At 41.3% G+C, this 21620-nt stretch carries 23 protein-coding genes and 4 tRNA genes; 13 read left to right on the top strand and 14 right to left on the bottom strand.

Going from position 1 to position 21620, the window contains the following annotated elements:
* Nucleotides 1-1054: 1054 nt before the first annotated feature.
* From PWQ49_RS03955 to PWQ49_RS03945, 3 genes are all read right to left on the bottom strand, one after another.
* Nucleotides 1055-1126 (bottom strand) — tRNA-Gly (locus tag PWQ49_RS03955).
* A gap of 18 nt (nt 1127-1144) precedes the next feature.
* A tRNA-Phe gene (locus PWQ49_RS03950) sits at nt 1145-1221 on the bottom strand.
* 50 nt (nt 1222-1271) lie between these two features.
* A tRNA-Val gene (locus PWQ49_RS03945) sits at nt 1272-1348 on the bottom strand.
* 309 nt (nt 1349-1657) lie between these two features.
* Between PWQ49_RS03945 and mbhE the strand changes: the two genes are divergently transcribed.
* Genes mbhE through PWQ49_RS03900 form a run of 9 tightly spaced genes read left to right on the top strand, consistent with a single transcriptional unit; the run spans nt 1658 to nt 8801 of the window.
* Nucleotides 1658-4027 carry a hydrogen gas-evolving membrane-bound hydrogenase subunit E gene (mbhE, locus tag PWQ49_RS03940; protein WP_300608121.1) on the top strand — a complete coding sequence of 790 codons (2370 nt, stop codon included), beginning with the start codon at nt 1658-1660 and terminating at the stop codon, nt 4025-4027.
* Nucleotides 4024-4440 carry a monovalent cation/H+ antiporter subunit B gene (locus PWQ49_RS03935; protein ID WP_300608119.1) on the top strand — a complete coding sequence of 139 codons (417 nt, stop codon included), beginning with the start codon at nt 4024-4026 and terminating at the stop codon, nt 4438-4440. Before mbhE ends, PWQ49_RS03935 begins: the two co-directional genes overlap by 4 nt.
* Complete coding sequence (locus PWQ49_RS03930) at nt 4437-4856, top strand: NADH-quinone oxidoreductase subunit K (protein ID WP_300608116.1); 420 nt, start codon at nt 4437-4439, stop codon at nt 4854-4856. Before PWQ49_RS03935 ends, PWQ49_RS03930 begins: the two co-directional genes overlap by 4 nt.
* Complete coding sequence (locus tag PWQ49_RS03925) at nt 4856-6391, top strand: NADH-quinone oxidoreductase subunit M (protein WP_300608114.1); 1536 nt, start codon at nt 4856-4858, stop codon at nt 6389-6391. The genes PWQ49_RS03930 and PWQ49_RS03925 overlap by 1 nt, the downstream gene beginning before the upstream one ends.
* Nucleotides 6388-6882, top strand: a complete 495-nt coding sequence (locus tag PWQ49_RS03920) for a Na+/H+ antiporter subunit E (protein ID WP_300608111.1) — start codon at nt 6388-6390, stop codon at nt 6880-6882. The genes PWQ49_RS03925 and PWQ49_RS03920 overlap by 4 nt, the downstream gene beginning before the upstream one ends.
* Nucleotides 6879-7145 carry a cation:proton antiporter gene (locus PWQ49_RS03915; RefSeq protein WP_300608109.1) on the top strand — a complete coding sequence of 89 codons (267 nt, stop codon included), beginning with the start codon at nt 6879-6881 and terminating at the stop codon, nt 7143-7145. The genes PWQ49_RS03920 and PWQ49_RS03915 overlap by 4 nt, the downstream gene beginning before the upstream one ends.
* The gene (gene mnhG, locus PWQ49_RS03910; protein ID WP_300608106.1) at nt 7142-7486 is read left to right on the top strand and encodes a monovalent cation/H(+) antiporter subunit G; all 345 of its coding nucleotides are present in this window, start codon (nt 7142-7144) and stop codon (nt 7484-7486) included. Before PWQ49_RS03915 ends, mnhG begins: the two co-directional genes overlap by 4 nt.
* A 15-nt stretch (nt 7487-7501) precedes the next feature.
* The gene (locus tag PWQ49_RS03905) at nt 7502-8551 is read left to right on the top strand and encodes an L-threonylcarbamoyladenylate synthase (RefSeq protein ID WP_300608103.1); all 1050 of its coding nucleotides are present in this window, start codon (nt 7502-7504) and stop codon (nt 8549-8551) included.
* A 10-nt stretch (nt 8552-8561) separates the two neighbouring features.
* Nucleotides 8562-8801 (top strand): hypothetical protein, encoded by a 240-nt coding sequence (locus PWQ49_RS03900; protein WP_300608100.1) that lies wholly within the window; start codon nt 8562-8564, stop codon nt 8799-8801.
* 7 nt (nt 8802-8808) lie between these two features.
* Here the strand turns inward: PWQ49_RS03900 and PWQ49_RS03895 are convergent, their stop codons facing one another.
* From PWQ49_RS03895 to PWQ49_RS03885, 3 genes are read right to left on the bottom strand one after another with little or no spacing between them, the layout of a single operon-like run.
* Nucleotides 8809-10011: a potassium channel family protein gene (locus PWQ49_RS03895; protein ID WP_300608098.1), complete on the bottom strand. Its 1203-nt coding sequence runs from the start codon at nt 10009-10011 to the stop codon at nt 8809-8811.
* Between the two features lie 52 nt (nt 10012-10063).
* Nucleotides 10064-10624: a magnesium transporter gene (locus tag PWQ49_RS03890; protein ID WP_300608096.1), complete on the bottom strand. Its 561-nt coding sequence runs from the start codon at nt 10622-10624 to the stop codon at nt 10064-10066.
* Nucleotides 10621-11238 (bottom strand): magnesium transporter, encoded by a 618-nt coding sequence (locus PWQ49_RS03885; RefSeq protein ID WP_300608305.1) that lies wholly within the window; start codon nt 11236-11238, stop codon nt 10621-10623. Before PWQ49_RS03885 ends, PWQ49_RS03890 begins: the two co-directional genes overlap by 4 nt.
* A gap of 101 nt (nt 11239-11339) precedes the next feature.
* Here PWQ49_RS03885 and PWQ49_RS03880 point away from each other — a divergent pair.
* Nucleotides 11340-11413: transfer RNA gene (locus PWQ49_RS03880), tRNA-Val, on the top strand.
* A 190-nt stretch (nt 11414-11603) separates the two neighbouring features.
* Here the strand turns inward: PWQ49_RS03880 and PWQ49_RS03875 are convergent.
* Nucleotides 11604-12134, bottom strand: coding sequence for a helix-turn-helix domain-containing protein (locus tag PWQ49_RS03875; protein ID WP_300608094.1), 531 nt, complete (start codon nt 12132-12134; stop codon nt 11604-11606).
* Nucleotides 12135-12313: 179 nt separating this feature from the next.
* Here PWQ49_RS03875 and PWQ49_RS03870 point away from each other — a divergent pair, with 179 nt between their 5' ends.
* The 3 genes from PWQ49_RS03870 (at nt 12314) to PWQ49_RS03860 (ending at nt 14940) form a co-directional block, all read left to right on the top strand.
* The gene (locus tag PWQ49_RS03870) at nt 12314-13318 is read left to right on the top strand and encodes an ABC transporter substrate-binding protein (protein ID WP_300608091.1); all 1005 of its coding nucleotides are present in this window, start codon (nt 12314-12316) and stop codon (nt 13316-13318) included.
* Between the two features lie 78 nt (nt 13319-13396).
* Nucleotides 13397-14182: an ABC transporter permease gene (locus PWQ49_RS03865; RefSeq protein WP_300608089.1), complete on the top strand. Its 786-nt coding sequence runs from the start codon at nt 13397-13399 to the stop codon at nt 14180-14182.
* Nucleotides 14182-14940: an ABC transporter ATP-binding protein gene (locus PWQ49_RS03860; protein WP_300608086.1), complete on the top strand. Its 759-nt coding sequence runs from the start codon at nt 14182-14184 to the stop codon at nt 14938-14940. Before PWQ49_RS03865 ends, PWQ49_RS03860 begins: the two co-directional genes overlap by 1 nt.
* An 8-nt stretch (nt 14941-14948) precedes the next feature.
* Here the strand turns inward: PWQ49_RS03860 and PWQ49_RS03855 are convergent, their stop codons facing one another.
* From PWQ49_RS03855 to PWQ49_RS03825, 7 genes are all read right to left on the bottom strand, one after another.
* Nucleotides 14949-15380, bottom strand: a complete 432-nt coding sequence (locus PWQ49_RS03855; RefSeq protein WP_300608083.1) for a polymer-forming cytoskeletal protein — start codon at nt 15378-15380, stop codon at nt 14949-14951.
* A gap of 34 nt (nt 15381-15414) precedes the next feature.
* Nucleotides 15415-16149, bottom strand: a complete 735-nt coding sequence (locus PWQ49_RS03850; protein ID WP_300608080.1) for a prenyltransferase/squalene oxidase repeat-containing protein — start codon at nt 16147-16149, stop codon at nt 15415-15417.
* A gap of 7 nt (nt 16150-16156) precedes the next feature.
* A complete protein-coding gene (locus tag PWQ49_RS03845; RefSeq protein WP_300608078.1) occupies nt 16157-16855 on the bottom strand; it encodes a DUF169 domain-containing protein in 699 nt (232 codons plus the stop codon).
* A 22-nt stretch (nt 16856-16877) separates the two neighbouring features.
* Nucleotides 16878-17717, bottom strand: coding sequence for an Mrp/NBP35 family ATP-binding protein (locus PWQ49_RS03840; protein ID WP_300608075.1), 840 nt, complete (start codon nt 17715-17717; stop codon nt 16878-16880).
* A 2-nt stretch (nt 17718-17719) separates the two neighbouring features.
* Nucleotides 17720-18061 carry a DUF134 domain-containing protein gene (locus tag PWQ49_RS03835; RefSeq protein ID WP_300608073.1) on the bottom strand — a complete coding sequence of 114 codons (342 nt, stop codon included), beginning with the start codon at nt 18059-18061 and terminating at the stop codon, nt 17720-17722.
* Between the two features lie 421 nt (nt 18062-18482).
* Nucleotides 18483-20309, bottom strand: coding sequence for an ATP-binding protein (locus PWQ49_RS03830; RefSeq protein WP_300608070.1), 1827 nt, complete (start codon nt 20307-20309; stop codon nt 18483-18485).
* Nucleotides 20299-21552 carry a DNA double-strand break repair nuclease NurA gene (locus tag PWQ49_RS03825; protein WP_300608067.1) on the bottom strand — a complete coding sequence of 418 codons (1254 nt, stop codon included), beginning with the start codon at nt 21550-21552 and terminating at the stop codon, nt 20299-20301. Before PWQ49_RS03825 ends, PWQ49_RS03830 begins: the two co-directional genes overlap by 11 nt.
* Nucleotides 21553-21620 lie beyond the last annotated feature (68 nt).

Here is a 21620-nt window from a genome sequence, read left to right as displayed (position 1 = left end):
GTCAGAATCCACTATTTCTGTATCCATAAACTGCTATATCCCTTTTCAAAAAAGGATTCTGATAAAGGAGACAACTTCCAATAATACTACATTTGATGCGTGCAGAATTGTATCAAAAATTATCAATAGCGTCATTTCATGACTGCTTGCCGTTAATAGTACAACATCCAAGAAAGCAATTGATTCCGAGAGCGAATCTTTGGGTCAGGGGAATTAACTTATCATTATCAATCCTTTCAGTTCTTAACCATATTAAGAGTTGAAGACTTTTTGAGTCTCTGGGGAGTCAGTTGAGCAAAACGACCTATCATTGTGACCTTGCTCCCTTCATCATCAGGTTCAGGATATCAAGGGAATTCTGATCGAATGCATCCCCTCATTGACACAGATTTGAAGGCTAATGACATTAATTGTTGCCACTACTGCGCCTCGCTGTAGCATGTTTTGGGATTCATCTATCTGTAGTTAATTCACTTGCATTGCTTTTCTAGAAATCATTTCCCGGCAGAAGGGAGGATACTAAAATGGATCTTTGAAACAGGCTCTGTAAAAAGAGGTATTACTGGTAAACTATTCATTAAAATAGTGTCATAGATAAACGATTATATTGAAGGCATATGGTATTATTCTGACCTACCTATTGGACATAATTTGGATGCATATACGTGAAATGGTTTGCGATTACAACAACATCTTATGAATTCCAGCGACTCTGTTCCCAACAATGCTGGTTTAAATATAGTTTGAGAATCATATAGCGAAACTGAAAACATCTTCTAAGAGTATCTATGAACTGCTTGCTTTCCCATACCCTTGATTATACTCAAAAATTAGTACGATGTTGTACAGCTTACGTGACAGCACTAAAGGTTTAAAACAAATATTATTTGCAGCACATTTATTGAATTTATTGAATATGTATCCTTATAGTATTTTTTTCACAATCATATATTTTTTATATAGAAGTGCAAAAAACACAGAAGAATCAGAAACAATACACCAAACCCATTGGAGATGGGTAAATTATTAAAAATGATATATAAAAATAAATGAGTACACCAGCCGGGATTCGAACCCGGGTTCGAGCGTTGGCAACGCCCGGTGATAACCACTACACTACTGGTGTATATTCAATTCCTATCCCTGGTGCCCAGACCCGGACTCGAACCGGGGACAACTGCCTCTTCAGGGCAGCGCTCTCCCAAACTGAGCTACCTGGGCATTGTAAGCAACACATAGTTAATGTGTTTGCATTTATAGTTATCGGATTATGGTGGGCCCGCGGAGAGTCGAACTCCGGACCTCCGCCATGTCAAGGCGACGTCATAACCAGCTAGACCACGAGCCCATATATTTTATTGACATCCACAAAAACGAGGATGCCATTTCTTCAGGAACCGCATGCCTGAAGCAAACACTCCTATACAAATTTACCCTATATATAATTTGTTCCACGCAGGAGGCATTCATATAAAGCAACTTATCTAACTAGCAAAAAGAAAGTATAAGATTACATTTTTATGCAAAAATATAATTGGTTTGAACTAAAATGATTCGCAAAGTGCAATACTCAAATACCTAAATCATACCAACTGTATTATTTTTTTAATTATTCATTAACAACAGTTATATATCGGTAATGCAATCAAGAAAAGACATGGACCCCTTTAATGCAATCATTCTGGCGATATTTTTTCCATTTGTTGCCGCTTTGTTTGTTCCCTTTATTGAAAAAGGCATCAAACATCGCATTGGTTGGTTTTCGGCAGCCATTGCATTAATCAGTTTTATTCTCATTGGACAGGTTACCCACACTGTAGCAGAAGGTCATGCAATTAAACAATCAATAACCTGGTTACCGTCTGCAGGCATTGAATTTGGAATTTATGCAGACGGTCTTTCGATGATGATAGGGTTTATTGCATCTGGTATTGGCTTTATCATAATGGGTTATTCCAATAGCTACATGTCCCACAAAGAGGACCTACCACGCTACTACAAATACCTATTACTTTTCATGGGATCCATGATCGGAATGGTATTTTCATCAAATCTAATCCAGCTCTTTATTTTCTGGGAGCTTACCAGCATTACATCATTCATGCTTATCGGCTACTGGAGAAACAAACCCGCTTCAATCTACGGCGCAACCAAATCATTGCTCATTACAGTTGGAGGCGGACTATTCATGCTGGCTGGATTCATTTTACTACACTCCATAACCGGTACGTTTGATATTCCTACAATCCTCCAGAATCCAGAAATTGTACAGAATCTTAAGGTACATCCATTGTTTCTTATAACCCTAATCCTGATTGTGATCGGTGCCTCTGCGAAATCCGCACAGGGTCCTTTCTATATATGGCTTCCCAATGCAATGGAAGCCCCAACTCCGGTAAGTGCTTTCCTGCATTCCGCAACAATGGTAAAAGCCGGTATATACCTGATTGCACGCATGCATCCAATATTTTCCGGAACAGATGCATGGTTTATCCTTGTAGGTGGAATCGGAATATTCACAATGCTACTTGCAGGATTCCTAGCGTTCAGGCAGACGGATATCAAAGCAATTCTCGCTTATTCGACTATCAGCCAGCTTGCCTACATGATGACAATGTATGGATACACATCGTATCATGAACCCGGAATCGGGGTTGCAGCAGCCACATTCCATCTCCTCAACCATGCAATATTCAAAGCATGTCTTTTCCTCGTAGCCGGAATTGTAGCCCACGAAACTGCTACCCGTGACATCCGCAAGCTTGGAGGATTGCGAAAAGAGATGCCTATCACATTCATAATCGCATCAATTGCAGCTCTTGCTATGGCAGGAGTGCCACCTCTGAACGGATTCCTCAGCAAGGAAATGTTCTATGAGACTTCTCTTGAGATGGGGCATATACTTGGAGGACCATTTGAAGTTCTTATTCCTGCAATAGCAGTCATGGGTGGTGTATTTACATTTGCATACTCAATAAAACTCATCGACGGGATATTCCTTGGGAAACGACAGGATCATCACCTTCCCCAGCATGTCCATGAAGCACCATTGACCATGCTGATTCCTGCAGCATTCCTTGCAGTCCTTGTAATATTCATCGGGATTTCGCCATCCACTGCCGTTTATTACATAATCAAACCGGCTACCGCTGGAATCTTGCTTGAGGAAGTACATCTGCATGTAGCACTGTGGCATGGATTCACAACATCCCTGATGATGACAATTGCAACATTCCTGATTGGAATTGCAGTCTACACAAAATATGACAATATTGCTGCATGGCAAAACCGGACAAATGAACGCATTCCATGGTTTAGCATGAATTACGTATATGATAAAATAGTAGATGGTGCAAAATCCAGAGCTGGAGACTTTGCTGGATGTTTCCAGCCGGGTACTATAAAGACCTACATTAATGCCATGCTTCTATTATTCGTAATTCTGGGAACAATACCTGCCCTCATGGTTGCGGCTACTCTGATTCCGGATAACCTGAACTTTAATGTCCCTGCATATGAGGTCCTAATACTTGGTCTGATGATAATTGCAGCCATCGCATCTGCAGTCTTAAAAAAATACCTGCATGCCATAATCGCACTTTCAGCTGTGGGATACCTTGTAAGCCTTGTTTTCATCTATCTCAAAGCACCAGATCTTGCCATGACTCAGATCTTGGTGGAAACACTTACCACAATAATTTTCCTGCTGGTGATTGTCAGGGTTCCGCAGATATTCAGAGAAAAAATATCCAGAACCACCATGGCAAAAGACCTCGTTATTGCTTCAGCAGTATCCCTCACAGTATTGATCCTGTTACTCAATGCAACACATGAAATAGTATACCCATTAGAATCCCTTTCATATTATTTTGTGGAGAAGAGCCTCCCTCTCGCAGGTGGCCATAACATTGTCAATGTCATAATTGTTGATTTCAGGGGATACGATACTCTGGGAGAAATTTCAGTACTCTGTCTTGCTGCATTAGGAACATATAACCTCATAAGCAGTAGAGGTGACAAACAGTGACAACTCTCATTACCAAAACTGTTACTAAGATATGCATCCCGTTGATAATTTTATTCTCCATATCCCTCCTGCTTGCAGGACACAATAACCCCGGAGGAGGATTTATCGGAGGAGTTATGTTTGCATCAGTAATATCACTCACATATGTAGTTTTTGGACTTAAGAATGTGAAATCCTTCTTTAATCCGGAATGGGACAAATGGTTTGCATTTGGACTACTACTGGCATCAATGACAGCTTTTGCGGCCATACCCTTTAATCATAATTTCTTCAGGAGCGCAGTGGAGTTGGTACACCTACCAATGTTCGGAGAAATCGAACTGGTTTCTGCAGCACTCTTTGATACAGGAGTTTATTTTGTAGTAATCGGAAGCCTTCTTTACATATTCAAAACACTGGGGGAGGAAAAATGAACAATACATTGCTTTCAATAACCATAGCATTACTTTTTGGTATCGGAACTTTCCTTATCCTCAGGAAAGATCTCATCAAAGTGGTCATTGGGCTTTCCATTCTTTCACATGCAGTAAACCTGTTAATTGTTTCAACCGGTCTTTTTAACGGAGAAAAGGTACCAATAATAACCGGCGAACACATTGAACCTTCGTCCGGGACAATCTTCACAGATGATCTTGCAAATTCAATTCTTGCACCTATTGTTCCTGAATCAGCTGAGATGATATACGTTGATCCTCTTGTACAGGCACTCGTACTTACTGCTATTGTAATCAGTCTGGCAACAACCGCATTTATTTTGATCCTTATATATCGCATATATGAAGAATACGGGACTACAGACATCTCAAAACTGCGGAGGTTATGGGGTTAATGTATATATCAAACCACATTCCTATTATACTGATAGTATTGCCCATCGTCCTTTCGACAATAACAGTGATACTCAGGACGATGCCATCTTTCCAGAAGGGCATTAATCTCTTTGCTTCATTAATACTATTTGCATTGAGCATTGTACTCCTTTTCAACGTCTGGAATAACGGGATTCTGGTTTATGAAGTCGGCGAATGGGGTAAATATGGAATTATTCTGGTGGCCGATCTACTTAGTTCGGGACTGGTAGTAGTTAGCTCCCTTGTCTCCCTTATGGCACTGATATACTCCCTTGACTATATGGACAGTAGAGCCCTCAACACAACATATTATGCATTATTCAATTTACTGGTTGCAGGACTTAACGGTACTTTCCTCACAGGCGACATATTTAATATGTTTGTCTTTTTCGAAATCCTGCTACTATCATCATGCGGACTTGTAGTTGCTTCCGGAAAAGGTGGCTTTACAAAAATACCTGACAAAATGGAAGCCGCTTTCAAGTATCTCATGCTTAACATGCTGGGTTCCATTGTTATGCTTATTGCAATTGCTGCTCTTTATGCTACAGTGGGAACACTCAATATGGCAGACATAGCTGTCAAAATCGAAACTCTAAACGCTGCGGGAACTATGCCATGGCATATATATGTCATTGCACTCTTGTTCATTGTTGTCTTTGGAAACAAAGCCGCCATTTTCCCCTTGCATTACTGGCTCCCTGACGTACACCCATCTGCACCTTCACCAATAAGTGCAATGCTTAGCGGAATAATGATAAAGGTAGGAGTATACGGAATCCTAAGGGTGTGTTACCTAATATTCCATGATGCGATGTTCATCCTTCAGCCAATTATAATTATATTGGCACTTCTAACTATAATAATCGGGGCAATTTCAGCAATCGGCCAAAATGATGTTAAACGTTTGTTGGCATATTCAAGTATCAGCCAAATTGGTTATGTGATTTTAGGAGTAGGTATGGGTACTGCTTATGCACTTGCAGCAACTTTTGTATACCTTGTCAATCATGCGGTTGCTAAGTCCATGCTTTTCCTGACAGCTGGCGGGATCATTCACCATGCACGTACAAGAGACATGCGCAAAATGGGAGGGATGGTAAAAACCGCACCTCTGATGAGCGGTATTTTTCTTATAGGTTCCATGTCAATTGCAGGACTTCCGCCAATGGGAGGATTTATTGCAAAATTTGTCCTCTTTGATGCAGGACTTTTGGGTGAATATTATATCCCAATAATAATCGCATTATTATTTGCAATATTGACCCTTTTCTACATGTTCCGAGCATGGCTTCTCATGTTTTGGGGCGAGAAAGCAACTGATGAATATGGAGACTATCATACTCACACCGTGTCAACCAGAATGGCAATCCCCATGGTAATACTGGCAGGGATTGTTTTGATTCTCGGAATTTACCCGGAACCCTTAATGGCACTTTCTACATCAATTGCAAATGAATTGCTTGATCCACAACCATACATAACAGCAGTACTCGAGAGGAGTGTAAGATGAAACAGTATGTTATTTATTCAGTAACACTGGGAGCGACATGGTGTTTCCTTCATGGTGCTATTAATTTGCCAAATTTCCTCATCGGCCTTGTACTGGGACTCTTAGTAATCAGGCCATTTAAGGAACTTTATGATATCGATAAGCAGACATCATATCGCAATATTATATTCCGGATACCAAAATTAGTCAGATACTTTTCAATGCTCATAGTAGAAATTATAAAAGCCAGTATTGTGGTAGCAAAAATCGTTTTGCAGCCAAAAATAGATATCCATCCTGGAATCATTGCAGTACCGGTGCGTACCACAAAGGATTTATCCATAACTGCAATCGCCAATACCATTACACTGACGCCCGGAACACTTACAATTGATGTTTCAAACGACAGATCCGCACTCTATATCCATTCAATTGATGTTTCCGATCCAAAGGAACTTCGTGATTCCATTCGTGATGACCTGGAAGAATACGTCTTGGAGGCATTTGAATGATTTCAGAACTATTTTACATTGTCCTTGTTTTCATGGTTCTTTCAATGATCCCATGCGTTTACAGGGTAATAGTCGGACCCACCATCCCGGACAGGGTGGTAGCTCTTGATGCAATGACTACAGTAATCGTGGTAACACTTGGTGTTTATTCATTTGTACAGGAATCTATTTTTTTCCTTGATGTTGCCCTTGTACTTTCAATAATTTCATTCATAGGAACAGTAACAATATCCAAATATCTTGATGAGGGGACTGTATTTTGAGTACACTAACTACTGCAATTGACGCTATCAGTATGTTTTTTTTCCTGATAGGAATAGCCTTTGTATTTCTTGGAATGATCGGTTTATTGCGTCTTCCTGATGTCTATAATCGCCTTCATGCTACAACAAAAATCGGAACTGTCGGTGCGTTTTCAGTAATGATTGGTATTGTGTTGAAAGTCGGACTTTCGGCAATGGGATTAAAAGCTATAACTGTAGGTTTATTTCTGCTATTAACAGCACCTATCGCTGCCCACATGATTGCAAGAGCTGCACACCGACATGGTGTCGGTTTGTGTGATGAATCAATTATGGATGATTACGGAAAAACTTACAAATAAAGATGGAATACTCCAATGAAGATGCAAACCCATCTTTTTGTTCAGGACAAGGGAAATTTTGAAGAGGTAATGCAGTCCGCCGGAAAAATAATTCGGGCAGGTGGGCTCGTTGCATTTCCAACAGAAACAGTTTATGGATTAGGAGCCAACGCCCTGAATCCAGATGCAGTTCAGAAAATTTTTGAAGCTAAAGGAAGACCTGCTGATAATCCGCTAATTGTACATGTTGCAAAAAAAGAAGATTTTTTCCGTCTTGCAGATGAGATAAATCCCACAGCAAAAAAACTCATGGACACATTTTGCCCCGGACCTCTTACATTAATCCTGAAAAAGAAAGAAATTGTACCAGATATCACCACTGCGGGACTGGATAGTGTGGCAATCAGGCTTCCTTCAAATAAAATTGCACGTGAACTCATACTTGCATCTGGCACACCTATTGCAGCACCCAGTGCCAACAGATCCGGAAGCCCAAGTCCTACGTCTGCATCACATGTAATGAATGATCTCAATGGAAAAATAGATGCAATCATTGACGGAGGAAACACGGAAATCGGCATTGAATCAACTGTTGTAGATGCAAGAGGTGACATTCCAATAATCCTGAGACCAGGAGAAATTTCCAGGGAAGATATCGAAACTGTTGTCGGAAAAGTGGAAATTGGATACAAAGACAATAAGGAAGGTATTAAAAACCCGCTATCCCCCGGAATGAAATATACTCATTATTCCCCCCATGCGGAAGTTATCCTGCTGGAAGGAAGTGCGGAAGCTATAAAACAAAAGATTGCAGAATTAATACAGCAATACTCATCCGAAGAAAAGAAGATCGGAGTCCTCCTAACAGAAGAGCTTCAGGATAATTTTGTAGCCATGAAAGTTATTTCATTAGGATTAGCCTCCCAACCTTCTGTCGCAGCCCAGCGGATTTTTAGTGCAATGAGAGAAATGGACATGGAAGGAATCGATATCATACTGGTAGACGGTTCATTTACGTCACAGGGAATTGGTGCTGCCGTCTTTAATAGATTGCGAAAAGCTGCCAGTAAAATGATTAATCTTTGAGGATAAGAGCATGAAAGAAGATAAGAAAAACTACATGCTGGAAAAACAAAATTACATTCGTATACAAAACAGAAACCGTAAAATCGGGCTTGTAAGCATGGTAATCCTATTCATAGGCCTTGCGCTCAAATATCTGGATATGGCAGATATCGGGAAGCATTTCATCTGGCTTGGAGTTGTCATGGTGATTTATATCTTTGGCTCCAATATGATGGCCCGTTCTGCACTTAGCAAATACGAAAAAAAATAAAGGGATTTTAATCCTTTCTTACCGGACAGGAACACATCTCAATTAGTGCTTCTTCTCCTGTGTGGGAACCGCGACCTATCAGGATATCGCCACTTTCTACCTTGGTTCTTGCACTAGGGCTGTAAACCCACCTTCCGTTTCTTTTTACTGCCATAATATGTACGCCGGTTTCAGTGCTCAATTTGAGTTCACCAAATGTTTTGCCTACAATTGGTGAGCAATCCTCAACTTTCAGACGAGTTATTACTTCATCCGAACCCCTGACAGCAAGAGTTATGATGGGATGCAATTCAATATCCCTCAGGACTGTGTCAGCAATGCCATATGCAGCATCGGAGATTGTTTCTGAAGCATTTGCAAGATCGAGTAGACCCTTTAACTGATCTACATTTTCTACATGTTTTGCAGTTTCAAGTACCCAATGCTGAAGATCGTATTTCATCGAATCCATTTCTACTTCTATGGCTTTGACTTCTTCTGCAATATCATCGTTGTCAAAGAGAATTGCTGAATATGCAAGTCCCACAGAAAGCTCAGCCATGTTTTTCATATCCACAATAATATCAACAGCCCTTTCAAGATCCCTGAGAATACGTTCATGGTCGATTCTTTGGGGGATATACTTGTGATTAGTAGCAAGCTCCACTAAAAGTGGAACCCCTTCGTCATGACCACGCGCAAATAACACATCGCCGGCTCTTATTCTTGTAGAGTGATCAGGATCATAAATCCAGTCTGCATTGCGCCGGATTGCTATTATCCACATCCCTGTTTCAGTGTCAAGTTCAAGATCACCAAGTGTAGCACCCACCATTGGTGAGTCTTCACTTACAGTTGAGCGAATAATTGTTTCTTCAGCTTCCCTCAATGCCATTTTCAACTCAAGGGGAATCCCCATATCCATCAATACTATCTTAGCAATGTCACCTGCTGCATTTGCTATTTTCTCAGATGAAGAAGCCAACTGAAGAACACCGGTCATTTCCTCAGCTTCATCCACTTTCCTGGTGCTGAGTATTGCAGCCATGTTCATTTGATAGAAATAAGTGTCCATGCGTTCTTCGAGATTATTGACTTCATGCGCAATGTCCTCATCATCATAAACCATTGCAGAATATGCCAAATCAACCATTAATTCGGAAGTGTTCTTCATCTCGATAAGAAGATCCTTAAGGTTTCTCGGACTGTACTTTATTTCCTTTGGCGACATGATATTTCGACCTTGAATATATATTCTATCTTCATATATTAGTGATTTTAGTTTATATTATGTTAAAGGCATTAATTGTAGTAAATATCGCCAGCACTCCCACAATATCCCCCAGAGTTGCAATAATGGGAATAATAGTATCATCAGGATCCAGCCCAAAGCGGTGAGATGCTATAGCGATTCCAAGCGTTGCTGCATATACAACAATCAATTCAAAAATCTCAGCAATGACACATAGCTGGAATATTATACGAAATGGCAGGGAATTATCTAAGTAGTGTCCTGCTATCCAAACAAGGAAACTAACGACAAATGATGCAATTATACCTACAATAAAAGCAGCTACCAGGCTGTTCCTTACCACCGGATTCTTTTGAATATGTGTGGTACCCAAACCCATATGAAAAGCCGATGCAAGTCTTGCTGCAAGCATACTTCCGGTATCTCCTCCAATCTTGATGAGAGCAGGGATCAGAAGTAAAAGAACAGGTGAAGAGAGAAGACTATCAAGTCTTGTATTCATAATCTGCCCTGCAATGATGCCGATAAATGCTGTAAAAACAAGAATTGGAACACTACCTCTCACAATACCCTTAATGGTGTAATAACTCACAGGAGAATCACCACCTTTGCTGCAATGAAGAGCATTATCATGGATACAATATCACCGATTGTTGCGATTGCTGGAGTTACTACATTATCAGGGTCAAATCCGAACCTGAACATACCTAACGCGAAAAGCACAGCAACAACTGATAGAATTAATCCAGATGAAACTCCGGCAATTACTGCAATAGCTATAAGGACAAAAGGTCCCGCACTTTCAAGACCAATTGCAAGAGTCATAAAATGACCCATTATGCCCAGGAAAATAGATAGCATAAAGCTCAATAAAAGGGAACCTATAATATTGTTAGTAAGCTCAGGGTTATTCATGTCGACTTCAGTAATCAGACCCATATGAATAGCACTTCCGAGTCGAGAACCAAGTGTTGAAGAAATGTTTCCCCTCATACCCAAAACTGCAGGAGCAATAACAATCAACCCCGGAATCATCTGCAATTCGTTGGTCATCCCGGAAAAAATTAAACCTGCAAACACACCTCCTACTGTTGCTACCAGCTCAAAGGGAAGAGCTTCCCTTACAATTGAACCGATGCTTGCATAGTCTCCGAGATAAAGCTCTTCAATCTCAGACTCATTTTCATAGGAGGATTCAGGCACTATGCGTAATCAGACATTTTTATATAAAAAGCTTCCAGATGAGAGCGGTATGACTACAAAAATGATATATACCAGCTTTTCCATTAAGGAGTTGCAATAAATCTGGGCCCGTGGTCTAGACGGTTATGACACCGCCTTTACACGGCGGGGATCCTGAGTTCGAATCTCAGCGGGCCCACTCTTTTCTTCTGATAGCGTTTTTAGGAGCAAATCCATCTGTTTTTCGAGGGCTTCTAGCCGGGATTCTATGGATGAGTTTAAACTTTCTGATGAACAAAGGGAATTCATCAAACAAACGCTTAATGTTGTGTTTTGCTCTATAAAATATAGAAATAAAGAACTACTCATGTTTAATTAACAATACTTTTTTATCCTTTAATTTCAACCTTGCGAGCCACGTTTTCAATAGCTTCCACAAGACTATTTTTTGGCATAATAGTTGAAACCGGGATGCGAAGAATTTTCTCAACGGTAGGGCTGACTATAGGAGCGCATACAAGTGCTTTTGCACCTTCCCTTTCAGCTCTCACTGCGGCAATTATAGCTTCTTCCATCGTCGTGGCTGAGTATTCCCGAATAGTACAGAGGTTACCACAGATTTTCTTTTTTGATTCCTTTATATTGTCAAGCACGGGTCTTGCAGCAATTACTGCAATGAAATCGTCTTTTTCCTGCCCTTCTATTTTGCGTATGGTTTTTACAATTTGCCTTATTGTGCGCAGATTTGGCTCCCTGTTTCCAGACATAAGTTTGTAAAGAGTACTTGGAGGAATCCCGGAATACTCTGAAAATTTAATTGCTGTGAGCCCCAGATCCTCTTTAATGACCTTAAGTAAGGTTTGTTGGAAAGCTTCATCAGATTCAAATGCAGCTTCTATAACTTTGTTTGCAGTACTCATTTTGTATAATCTCCTCCACATATTGTTCATTATTAGGAAATATTACCTTGGAGATTATCACTATTGGGTTAAATAATTATGTTTCACGGCAAACTATAAATTTGATGGTTCCAGTTTGCAGATTATATCTACTATATAGGACTTACTATATAGGACGTGTTTATTTGAGAGGCATTATCATGAAACAACTTCAAACTATTTTGTTAATTTTGATTGTATTTGCCGGCGTCGTTTTGATTTCCGGCTGTATTTCACCGGAAGAAGACGGCGAAGCATCGGTCGTAAAAGTGATCAATTTCGGATATCAGCCAAGCACTCACCAGATTGCATACATGACTGCTTATGAAAAGGGCTGGTGGGCTGAAGACCTCGCGCCTTTTGGCGTAACAACAATCAATGAATTTGAATTCCCCACAGGTGCTCCTGAAATGCAATCAATGCTTGCAGGCGACCTGGATGTAGCATACGTTGGTGCAGCTCCATTTATTTCTGCACTAAGCGGTGGTCTTGATGCCAAAATTGTTGCAGGGGTAAATTCACAGGGTTCTGATCTTGTTTTAGCTCCAGAAATTCCGTATGAAAGTCCCGAAGATCTTAAAGGACTCACAATTGCAACTTTCCCACCGGGAACCATTCAGGATACCATTCTGCGTAACTGGCTCATTGAAAACGGGCTCGAACCGGATGTAGATGTGATTATCAAGGCAATGGGTCCGGGAGATGCAATTGCTGCTATCTCTGCAGGTCATGTTGATGGTGTGTTCCTTCCACATCCCGCACCCACCCTCATTGAACAAGAAGGCAGTGGGAGACCCGTTGTATCTTCCGGTGAAATCATGCCTGGACATGCATGCTGTGTATTGGTTGTGAGTGGTGACCTCATCCGCAATAATCCTGATTTGGTTACACAGATTGTGAAAACCCACATTAAGGCAACTGAGTATAACCTTGAGAATAAAGATGAAGCAGCCCAGATATTTGCTGACAAACTCGGATGGGATGTTAATGTTGTACGCGCTTCCCTTGATGAGTGGGATGGCCAGTGGATTGCAGATCCAAATATAATTGTAAACTCAACTGTAAATTATGCCAAGGTACAGCATGATCTTGGTTACATAGATACTGAGTTGACTCAGGATGATATATTTGATCTGAGTTTCTACAAGGCTGCCACAGAAGAATAACGGCAACATACTTTAATGAGCTGTACATAATAGCTTCCGGAAGTGGAGGCACAGCTCTCCATTTTTTCCGGAGGTCACATGAATCACCAGAAGAGTACTTTTTCAGGAAAAGGTATTGATCTTATATCTCTGCTAGTTGTAATCATCATCTGGCAGTTCATAGCAGACTTTCTAATCCAGAGAAAACTTATTCTTCCAAGCTTTACCGATGTTGTTTCAGCATTTGTTAATATTGTCCAGACTGGCGTTATCTTTATGGACTTACTTACTAGCCTTGTGCATTTTGGTCTTGGTCTCTTTGCAGCCCTGATTATTGGAATCCCAATAGGGGTGGCAATGGGGTGGTTCAAATATGTAAATAAGGCGATTGATCCTCTTATTGAAGTGGTGCGCCCGATTCCTCCGCTTGCATGGATACCATTTGCAATAGTTTGGTTTGGTCTGACAAATATCTCTGCAGGTTTTGTTATTTTTGTAGGGGCTGTTTTTCCAATTATTATAAATACTGTTGCTGGATTCAAAGGAATTCCAAGAGTTTATGTGGAAGCAGCTAAAGTGCTTGGCTGTATGAATGACAGATGTTTGATACGCCATGTAGCTTTACCGTCGTCCATGCCCTCAATTGCTGCCGGTATAAGGATTGCAATGGGTGTTGGATGGATGTGTCTTGTAGCAGCTGAGATGTTTGGAGTAAGCAGCAGTGGGTTGGGATACAAGATCTGGTGGCATTACTATCTTCATCAGATGGATTACGTACTGGTTTACATGCTAATACTCGGTTTTCTTGGATTATTAATTGACCGTGTTTTTAGGTGGTATGTTGATGGAAAAATCCTGAAATGGCGTAAAGGAGTGGTTGTCTGATGGGGCATCTTTCAGTTAAACATATTTCGCAGTCCTTTGAGAAAGATAGTGGAGAATCAACAAAAGCCCTTGAAGATGTGAGTCTTGAAATAGAAGATGGGGAATTTGTATGTATTATAGGTCCATCAGGCTGTGGGAAGACCACTCTGTTGCGCATAATAGCAGGACTTGATATTCCGGATTCGGGTCAGGTAACTCTTGATGGTGATACGATTACAGTTCCTGATCCCAGAAGAGGAATGGTATTTCAGGAGTATTCTCTTTTCCCCTGGAGAACGGTTATGGAAAACATAACATTTGGGATGGAAATGCAACATGTTCCACAAGCAGAAAGGTTGAAAACTGCGGAAGAATACCTAAATCTGGTAGGTCTTGAACAATTCAGGAACAGTTACCCCTATGAATTATCCGGAGGAATGCGGCAGAGAGTTGCGATTGTAAGGGCACTTGCAAATAACCCATCCGTCCTGCTCATGGATGAACCCTTCGGCGCGCTTGATGCCCAGACCCGAAACTTGCTGCAGCAAGAATTGCTCCAGATCTGGAGCAAAAAGAAAATAACAATTCTCTTTGTAACTCACAGCGTTGATGAAGCGGTTTATCTCGCCGACCGTATAGTAGTCATGTCCGCAAGACCCGGTAAGGTCAAGGAAATTGTAACCGTAACTCTTCCAAGGCCACGGGATCGCACTAGTCGGCAGGCAAATGAGCTTCGCAATAAGCTTTTAGAAGAACTTGCGGAAGAACGCAAAAAATAATTGAGGATTTAATCGGAGCGGACAACCACGCGGGTTCCTGATTCGATGTCCCCTATTTGTACTTTGCCTACGATTTCAAGTTCCCTGTCAGCTTTGGCAAATTCAATTTTACATCCGGGTCTTATTTTCATCTGTCCACCGCAGGTGGCGGAACCGGTTACAATTGCTCCATCAAGCAAAATTGCTTCTTCCTCTGCATGAAGATTGCCATGAATTTCACTTCCCGGTCCAAGAAGAATACGTTTTGCCTGCAAATCCCCGCGAACAATCGTCCTTTTCCCCAGTTCCACTGAGCCGTTAACCCGAAGGGATTTCCAAAAATTGGATAGTGCACCGGCAATCAGGTTGCCATCAACCCTTATTTCATCCTTAAAATAGGATCTTTTTTCAGCAATGTAAGTGTTTGATTCTGGATGATATTTTAGGAAATTATTGTTCATTACTTCCCCTCAGTTATCATTATCCAGATTTCCTTTATAAAAACTGCTCTTCTGAAAATTCTGTTAATCTCGAAAAACAAGCGAGAACCATCGCTGTTGTGTTATTCTTTTTTTCGCCTTTTCCCCATGAACCATCCGAATTCTGTGTACTGAGCAACCATTTTGTGGCATCATTGACTGCATCGGGGTGCCCTGCATCAATCAATGCATCAATTACGATTGTTGTTGTGGCTATGTACTTCCATCCGCCTTCACTTGTTTTGTTGTCAAGCAACCACTGTACTTCTCGGTTAATAAAAGTATCATATATGTCGGTATTTCCTGCCTTTCCCTGTTTTATGAGAGCTGTAATTATCAGGGAAACAGTCCCGGGATATTTCCATTCGGAAGAGAAGTTATTCAGTATCCAGTTACATCCTGTCGGATTGTAATGTCCAATGTTGGCAAGGGCTGTAAGCGAATAAATCGTATCGTAAATATCCTTGTTTCCCCAATAACCATCTTGATTTTGTTGTTCTTTAATTTGTAAGACTAGATCAGACAAATTCTGTCGCTCAACAATGCCGGAAGAGATTGCCCTTGAAATATCTCTGATACTGTATGACTGTATATCCTGTAGACTTTCTTTCAGGCAATTTGTCCTGTGTTCATCCCTATTCCATAGATTGTATACAAGATAAAAGCGACTAATTTCTTTTAGTTCAGCAGGTTGCTGTTGATCCAGCCAGAAGAAGCCCCTGTCAACGGCCACTTTAATTCCAGATGTCATTAGATCCTTATTTTCCTCGTGTTTTTTTCATAGGTCCTTCATGTAATTCTTCCAGATTTTTTACAATCTGTGGTAGATCCTTATAAGGAATTCCAATGAGCATTTCATCGTTCTGTATATCTGTAGCCTTGCGGCATCCCAAGCAACCAAGTGAAAGATTAATCCTGCCCGTTGTGAGGGGCATCAGTGTTGAATCCACACAGGTTGCCTGAAATGGGGCAGTGCTTATATTAACCCGCCCGCCCTTTTCATAGGTAGTAGCTGGAATCAGCCAGTATAGAGTCTCTGGAAGATCAACAACAATCACAACATCAGGCTCGAACACCGCGTCTTTCAGGGGAGAAACAATTGTTGCTATTATTGACCCCTCTTCAAGTTCGACACGTTCTTCAATCATTTTTGATGCGGCTTCGTTGCTTCCAAACATGCCAAGATTGTGATGAAATTCACCACTCCTTACCTTTTCAGGGGTAGGCAACAAGCCAAGACTGGAACCCCCAACAACACAAGCATGCATGTCTGCCGGTATTACAAAGCTTTCGCCTTTACGAGCCCGCATAATGGATTGGCAGTGCCGGATTTTTTGAGAAGGAATATCAAATATTTCAGGAATTTCATCACCTTTGTGAACCAGTTTTACCGCCACTGGTTCGTATCTCAAATAAAGTATTTCTTTGAGTTTCTCACTGATTTGTTTGTTATCCATTTGTTCGATCTCCATTTTGAGATTACTTGTTTTGAGTAAAGTCTTCCACGAATTCAACAATCTCATTGAAACCTTCACTCCACTTGGAGTCCACTCCCTCTGTATATACGTTCCCTGCGTCGCTGGTTGCTGATATTGCAGGCTCGATTGGCAGTGTTGCAAGAATCGGAATCTTGAAATCTTCCGCAGCCTTTTCAATACCTCCACGTCCGAAAATGTCGATTTCTTTTCCACATTCTGGGCATATGACTCCACTCATGTTTTCAACCAAGCCGATGATGGGAACGTTAAGTGTTTCTGCGAACTTGAGAGATTTACGCACGCTTGTTAGAGCAACATCCTGAGGAGTTGTAACAACAATCGAACCATCAATCTTTCCTATGAGCTGTACTATACTCAGTGGCTCATCTCCGGTGCCAGGGGGAAGATCTATAATTAGATAATCCAGCACTCCCCAATCAACTTCTTCAAGAAATTGCTTAATGGCAGCCATCTTTGCAGGTCCTCTCCATATTACAGGTGAATCCTGGTTGTCAAGGAGAAGTCCGATAGACATGACTTTCAGATTTTCTGAGACTTTTACAGGTTCAATTCCCTTTTCACCAACTGTCGGGCGCTGGTCTTCAATGCCAAACATCGTAGGGATCGTAGGTCCGTGAATATCGCTATCCAGAAGACCTACTTTTTTACCTTTCTTTGCAAGGAATGCTGCAAGATTGGCGGATACTGTACTTTTACCAACTCCCCCTTTGCCACTCATAATCATGATCTTATTCTTAATTCCTCGCAAATTTGTGACAATTTTTGGCTCTTCTGGTTTCGCACTCAAAAGACTTTCAGATGATTGAATGTTTGAACTCATGTTTAATCGTCCTCTGTATTTTCTGGATTAATATTAGTATTAGTGGTAGTAGTAGTTGTTGTATCAAGGATTTCGATACCCTTCCCTGTAGAAAGTGCAAACGCTACCTTTGTTCTTGCATTCTGGAGATCCTTCCAGAAAGCTCTTCGTGAGATACCCATTTGATTTGCAGCTTCTTCCTGATGCAGTCTTTCGACATCCACAAGCCTTAATGCTTCAAGTTCCTCAATTGCAAGCTCAACTATTTCAATTTCCTTCATAGGGATTCCGCAGGGTTTGAAGCACATTATGCGTGGTTTGCATCCGATTCTCCTAGGTGATTTGGGTCTTCCTCTATATCCCATAGTCAATTACTCATAGGAGAAGAAATATATAAAGTAATCTTCTCCATGTTTCGTGTATTTCGAGAATATCAAATTAGAATGGGAAGAGGATTTAGGAGCTAATTTTGATCTCCTCATTTATATTTTCTGCAAATAACCTAGTATTTAAGAAGCAGAATTGCTAAAAGTCAAAACAGAAAAATCATAAAAAAACCTGCAATGGGCACAGTTTTTGATAAATCTCATAACATTCTCTTGCACAGAGATCATTCTATTATGGACTCCAATGAATCGCCAGCAACGCCAGAAAAGTTGCCCCGGTAGATGAATAAAAAGGACCATCCAGAGGCTGGCAAGCCTCGAAGAAGCAATGTGTAGACCTGTAATCAACAATGTTGCTACCAAGCATGATTGCCGCTATATTTATTATTTTTTGAAAACCTCACGCATGTTTGACAACACAAGTGGAAAGGCCCGTGATTTCCACGGTATCACTGTTATCGGGACTGTGGACAATCATTTGTCCCTTCTTAAGATACGGAATTCGCTTCTCATATGAAAGCGGGACATTAAGAGCTTTTATAGCGGCATCATTGGAAAGATTAAGGATTACACGCGTGTTAATCTGCTTGAGCACAGTTGAATCGATATCCTGTGGATCCTGTGTAATCAGGAAAAGCCCCAGAGCTTCTTTTCGCCCCTGACGTGCAGCGTCTGCAAACTTTGAAATGATCCGTCTTGAGTGCGCCGAGGTTGCATTTGAAAGGTACCTATGGGCTTCGTCAAGCACAAGGATTACCGGAGTATTCTTCACTGCCCTGTCACCGGAGGTGCTGAGTTTGTTGTCCACTGTAATTGTCATCAATGCAAGAGTAATCAGATCCCGGATACGTACATTATTCACATACTCGGTGGGAAACACGCTGATCCTTCCTGCTTTGAAAATCTCATCCAGAATTTCGGTTACAGGTGTTGCGGGCTGATCAAAAACTGCTGAAAATGACCTATTATTGATTTTTCTTGCAATGGCATCATAGGAAGATTCGTGTAGTTTACCGCCATCAACATATTCAGAACGACGCATTGGATCATCTACGAATTCAACAAACCCACGGTATGTGTGTGTACCAGGTTCACTGAAATAATCATCAAGCAACCTTTCAATGCCTATTTGCTGATTTTGGGTCAGCTCGGCTGCGGCTATCAGCCAGGGATTGTCTTTCACCATCTCAAACGGAATTGTGAAATCCGTCTGTATTGCCCTTGATTTTCCGCTGTAAGGATGCCCTTCAACTTTTGCAATAAACGTGCGAGTATCCTGATAGGCACCATATTCCACAGCCTCTGACTGGAACACGAATTTATCATCTGAAGTAAGTCCGGTATTCTCTTCAAAGAACTGTGAATATTCATCCTGCGGATCCATTACCACAAGGCACGGAAGCCTGCCTTTGGCTCCCTGCCCAATTTCATCCCTGACAACATAGCGGTTGTCTTCATTTAAGAACTGCCGCAGGATATTTTTTGTCAGGAATGTCTTCCCAGTTCCCGTACTTCCGCAAACCAGCATATGCCTGAAAATCAGCGGATCACCTAAGGAATAATCATTTCGCATGTAGTATGCGACCGTGGGAGGAGATGCATGTGTATAGACAAGTTCGCCGCCTACGCTGAGATGACCAAGGAATATACCCTCAGTTGGCATATTGAGACCGGTCTGAATTTTCATCTTGTCGGCTACAGGGAGTATCAAAGCGTTCGGCCGAGGAAGCCTGTCAGTCATCCTCCGCATCAGTTTGCCGTCTTTTGAATAGAGGATGCAGATCGGATCAAGGTATGCAAGAAACTTGTAATCCACTTCATCCGTTGTGTTGCTTTTCAGCATTCTACGGGAGTGGAGTTCTGTAGCGTCATCAACCTCAAATTCCTGCATGTATTGCAATTTCCAGACCCTTGCAAATAGATCTTCGTTGCCGTAAGGAACCATCACATACGTTCCAAGCCTCACAGCGGATCTGCGAGAGGAAGTAATATAACCTGTAATCCGTGCCCCTGATTCGGTAATCTCGATAGGTTCCATCCCTGAAACAATCGTCCCGAAGGCAGAATCTCCTGCATCTGATAATGTGGGATTGATAGAATCATCAGGAGTGTATTCTTCAAAGCGGGAATTTTCTGAAGTCTGGTTTGCATTCTGTGCGGCTTCGTGTTTCCCTTCTCCGTATTTTTCCCCAACTTTCAGCAGATCATCAAAATCATCAAGACTCATTCATATCACTCCATCTCAAATCATTATAAGTAGTATCAGGACCCAGCTTTCTGAACTGTTTCAGGATCTGTGCCCTTTCGGTTTTCCGGATTTTGCCCAAGCTATCCGCCTTTGAAAGACTCATTGGCAATCCGTTTATAGAAATGTCATAGAGCACTTTTTTTGTGATCAAAGACCGCATATTATCATCCTTTGTGAGACCATATGGCGCCTCTATCTTAAACAACACATTCATTGAAGGAACAAAAACAACAAAAAATGTCAACGCATAATCTTCCACCCCAAATGCATGGTGCAGGGATTCGTCCATCAAAGGAGTGGTCGTATCCAGTATGCTCTCGTAAAATTGGTGTGGATGCATAAACCAATTGGTAAAAGTAATGCAGTTCCTGCTTTCTTTCTCAGAAGGTCTTAATATGGATTTAAAAAGCTGGGCATCCTCCATCCATGGAATATCCATATCTATCTCCTGCTTCCTCAACGTCTGGACCACCTGCTTATCCCCGGGGTTTTTGACAAATCCTATAATAGGAATTTGTTCCTTCATAAAATGGTCAACAATATCGATATAATTCTGCAAAATTTGCTTTGCATGTGGATCATAGCGAATCTGGACTTCACCGGAAGGAACAACCATCCAATACATTAACTGCTTTGGATAAAGAGGACCATCCATTATAAAAAAATCATTTTTTGCTGGGATCTCCTTAAGCCATAACATATGTTCCGATTCCGCCAGATAAAGGGCAACATTATGTACCATTCGTTTTTCCCGTGTTTGAAGTAGACCGGGATTAATGCGGACAAGTCTAGATCTGCCATTACCATTGTCAAACAGATTCCAGTTTTCATCAGTGTTGACACAACATCTCCATGAAGGGGAATATATAACTGCTACAATGGTACGTTTTGTATGAATATCAAGATCAGAAGGTGTACATGCAAGGGCACAGTGACAGAAATCAACTGTTACCCCTGATTCAAAATTGCGTGGATTACTACTTCCGCTGTCGCAGGCAAACGTCTTTTGAGCAGGATCTTTGCAGGAGGATATTTGTTCAATATTCACCTTGCCAGTGAACACCCTCCCCAGTGCTTTCAGGATAATTTTCGACTCATGTTTCAATTCCTGCAGGAGGGGAAGAATATCATCCACCTCGCTTTCTTCCGGTGTTTCAAAGTCAGCATCTATACGGCTTGCAAGATCTGCTATTGCTCTGATGTGAACTGGTTCAAGACTCATTTCGACTATACTCTTGTTTTGTGTGGATATAATTGTTGCCAAATTTATAAAAAAGGAATGTCCTGGAG

This window comes from Methanohalophilus sp. (assembly GCF_030156785.1).
Lineage (GTDB): Archaea > Halobacteriota > Methanosarcinia > Methanosarcinales > Methanosarcinaceae > Methanohalophilus.
This window is presented reverse-complemented; position numbering and strand designations above follow the sequence as displayed.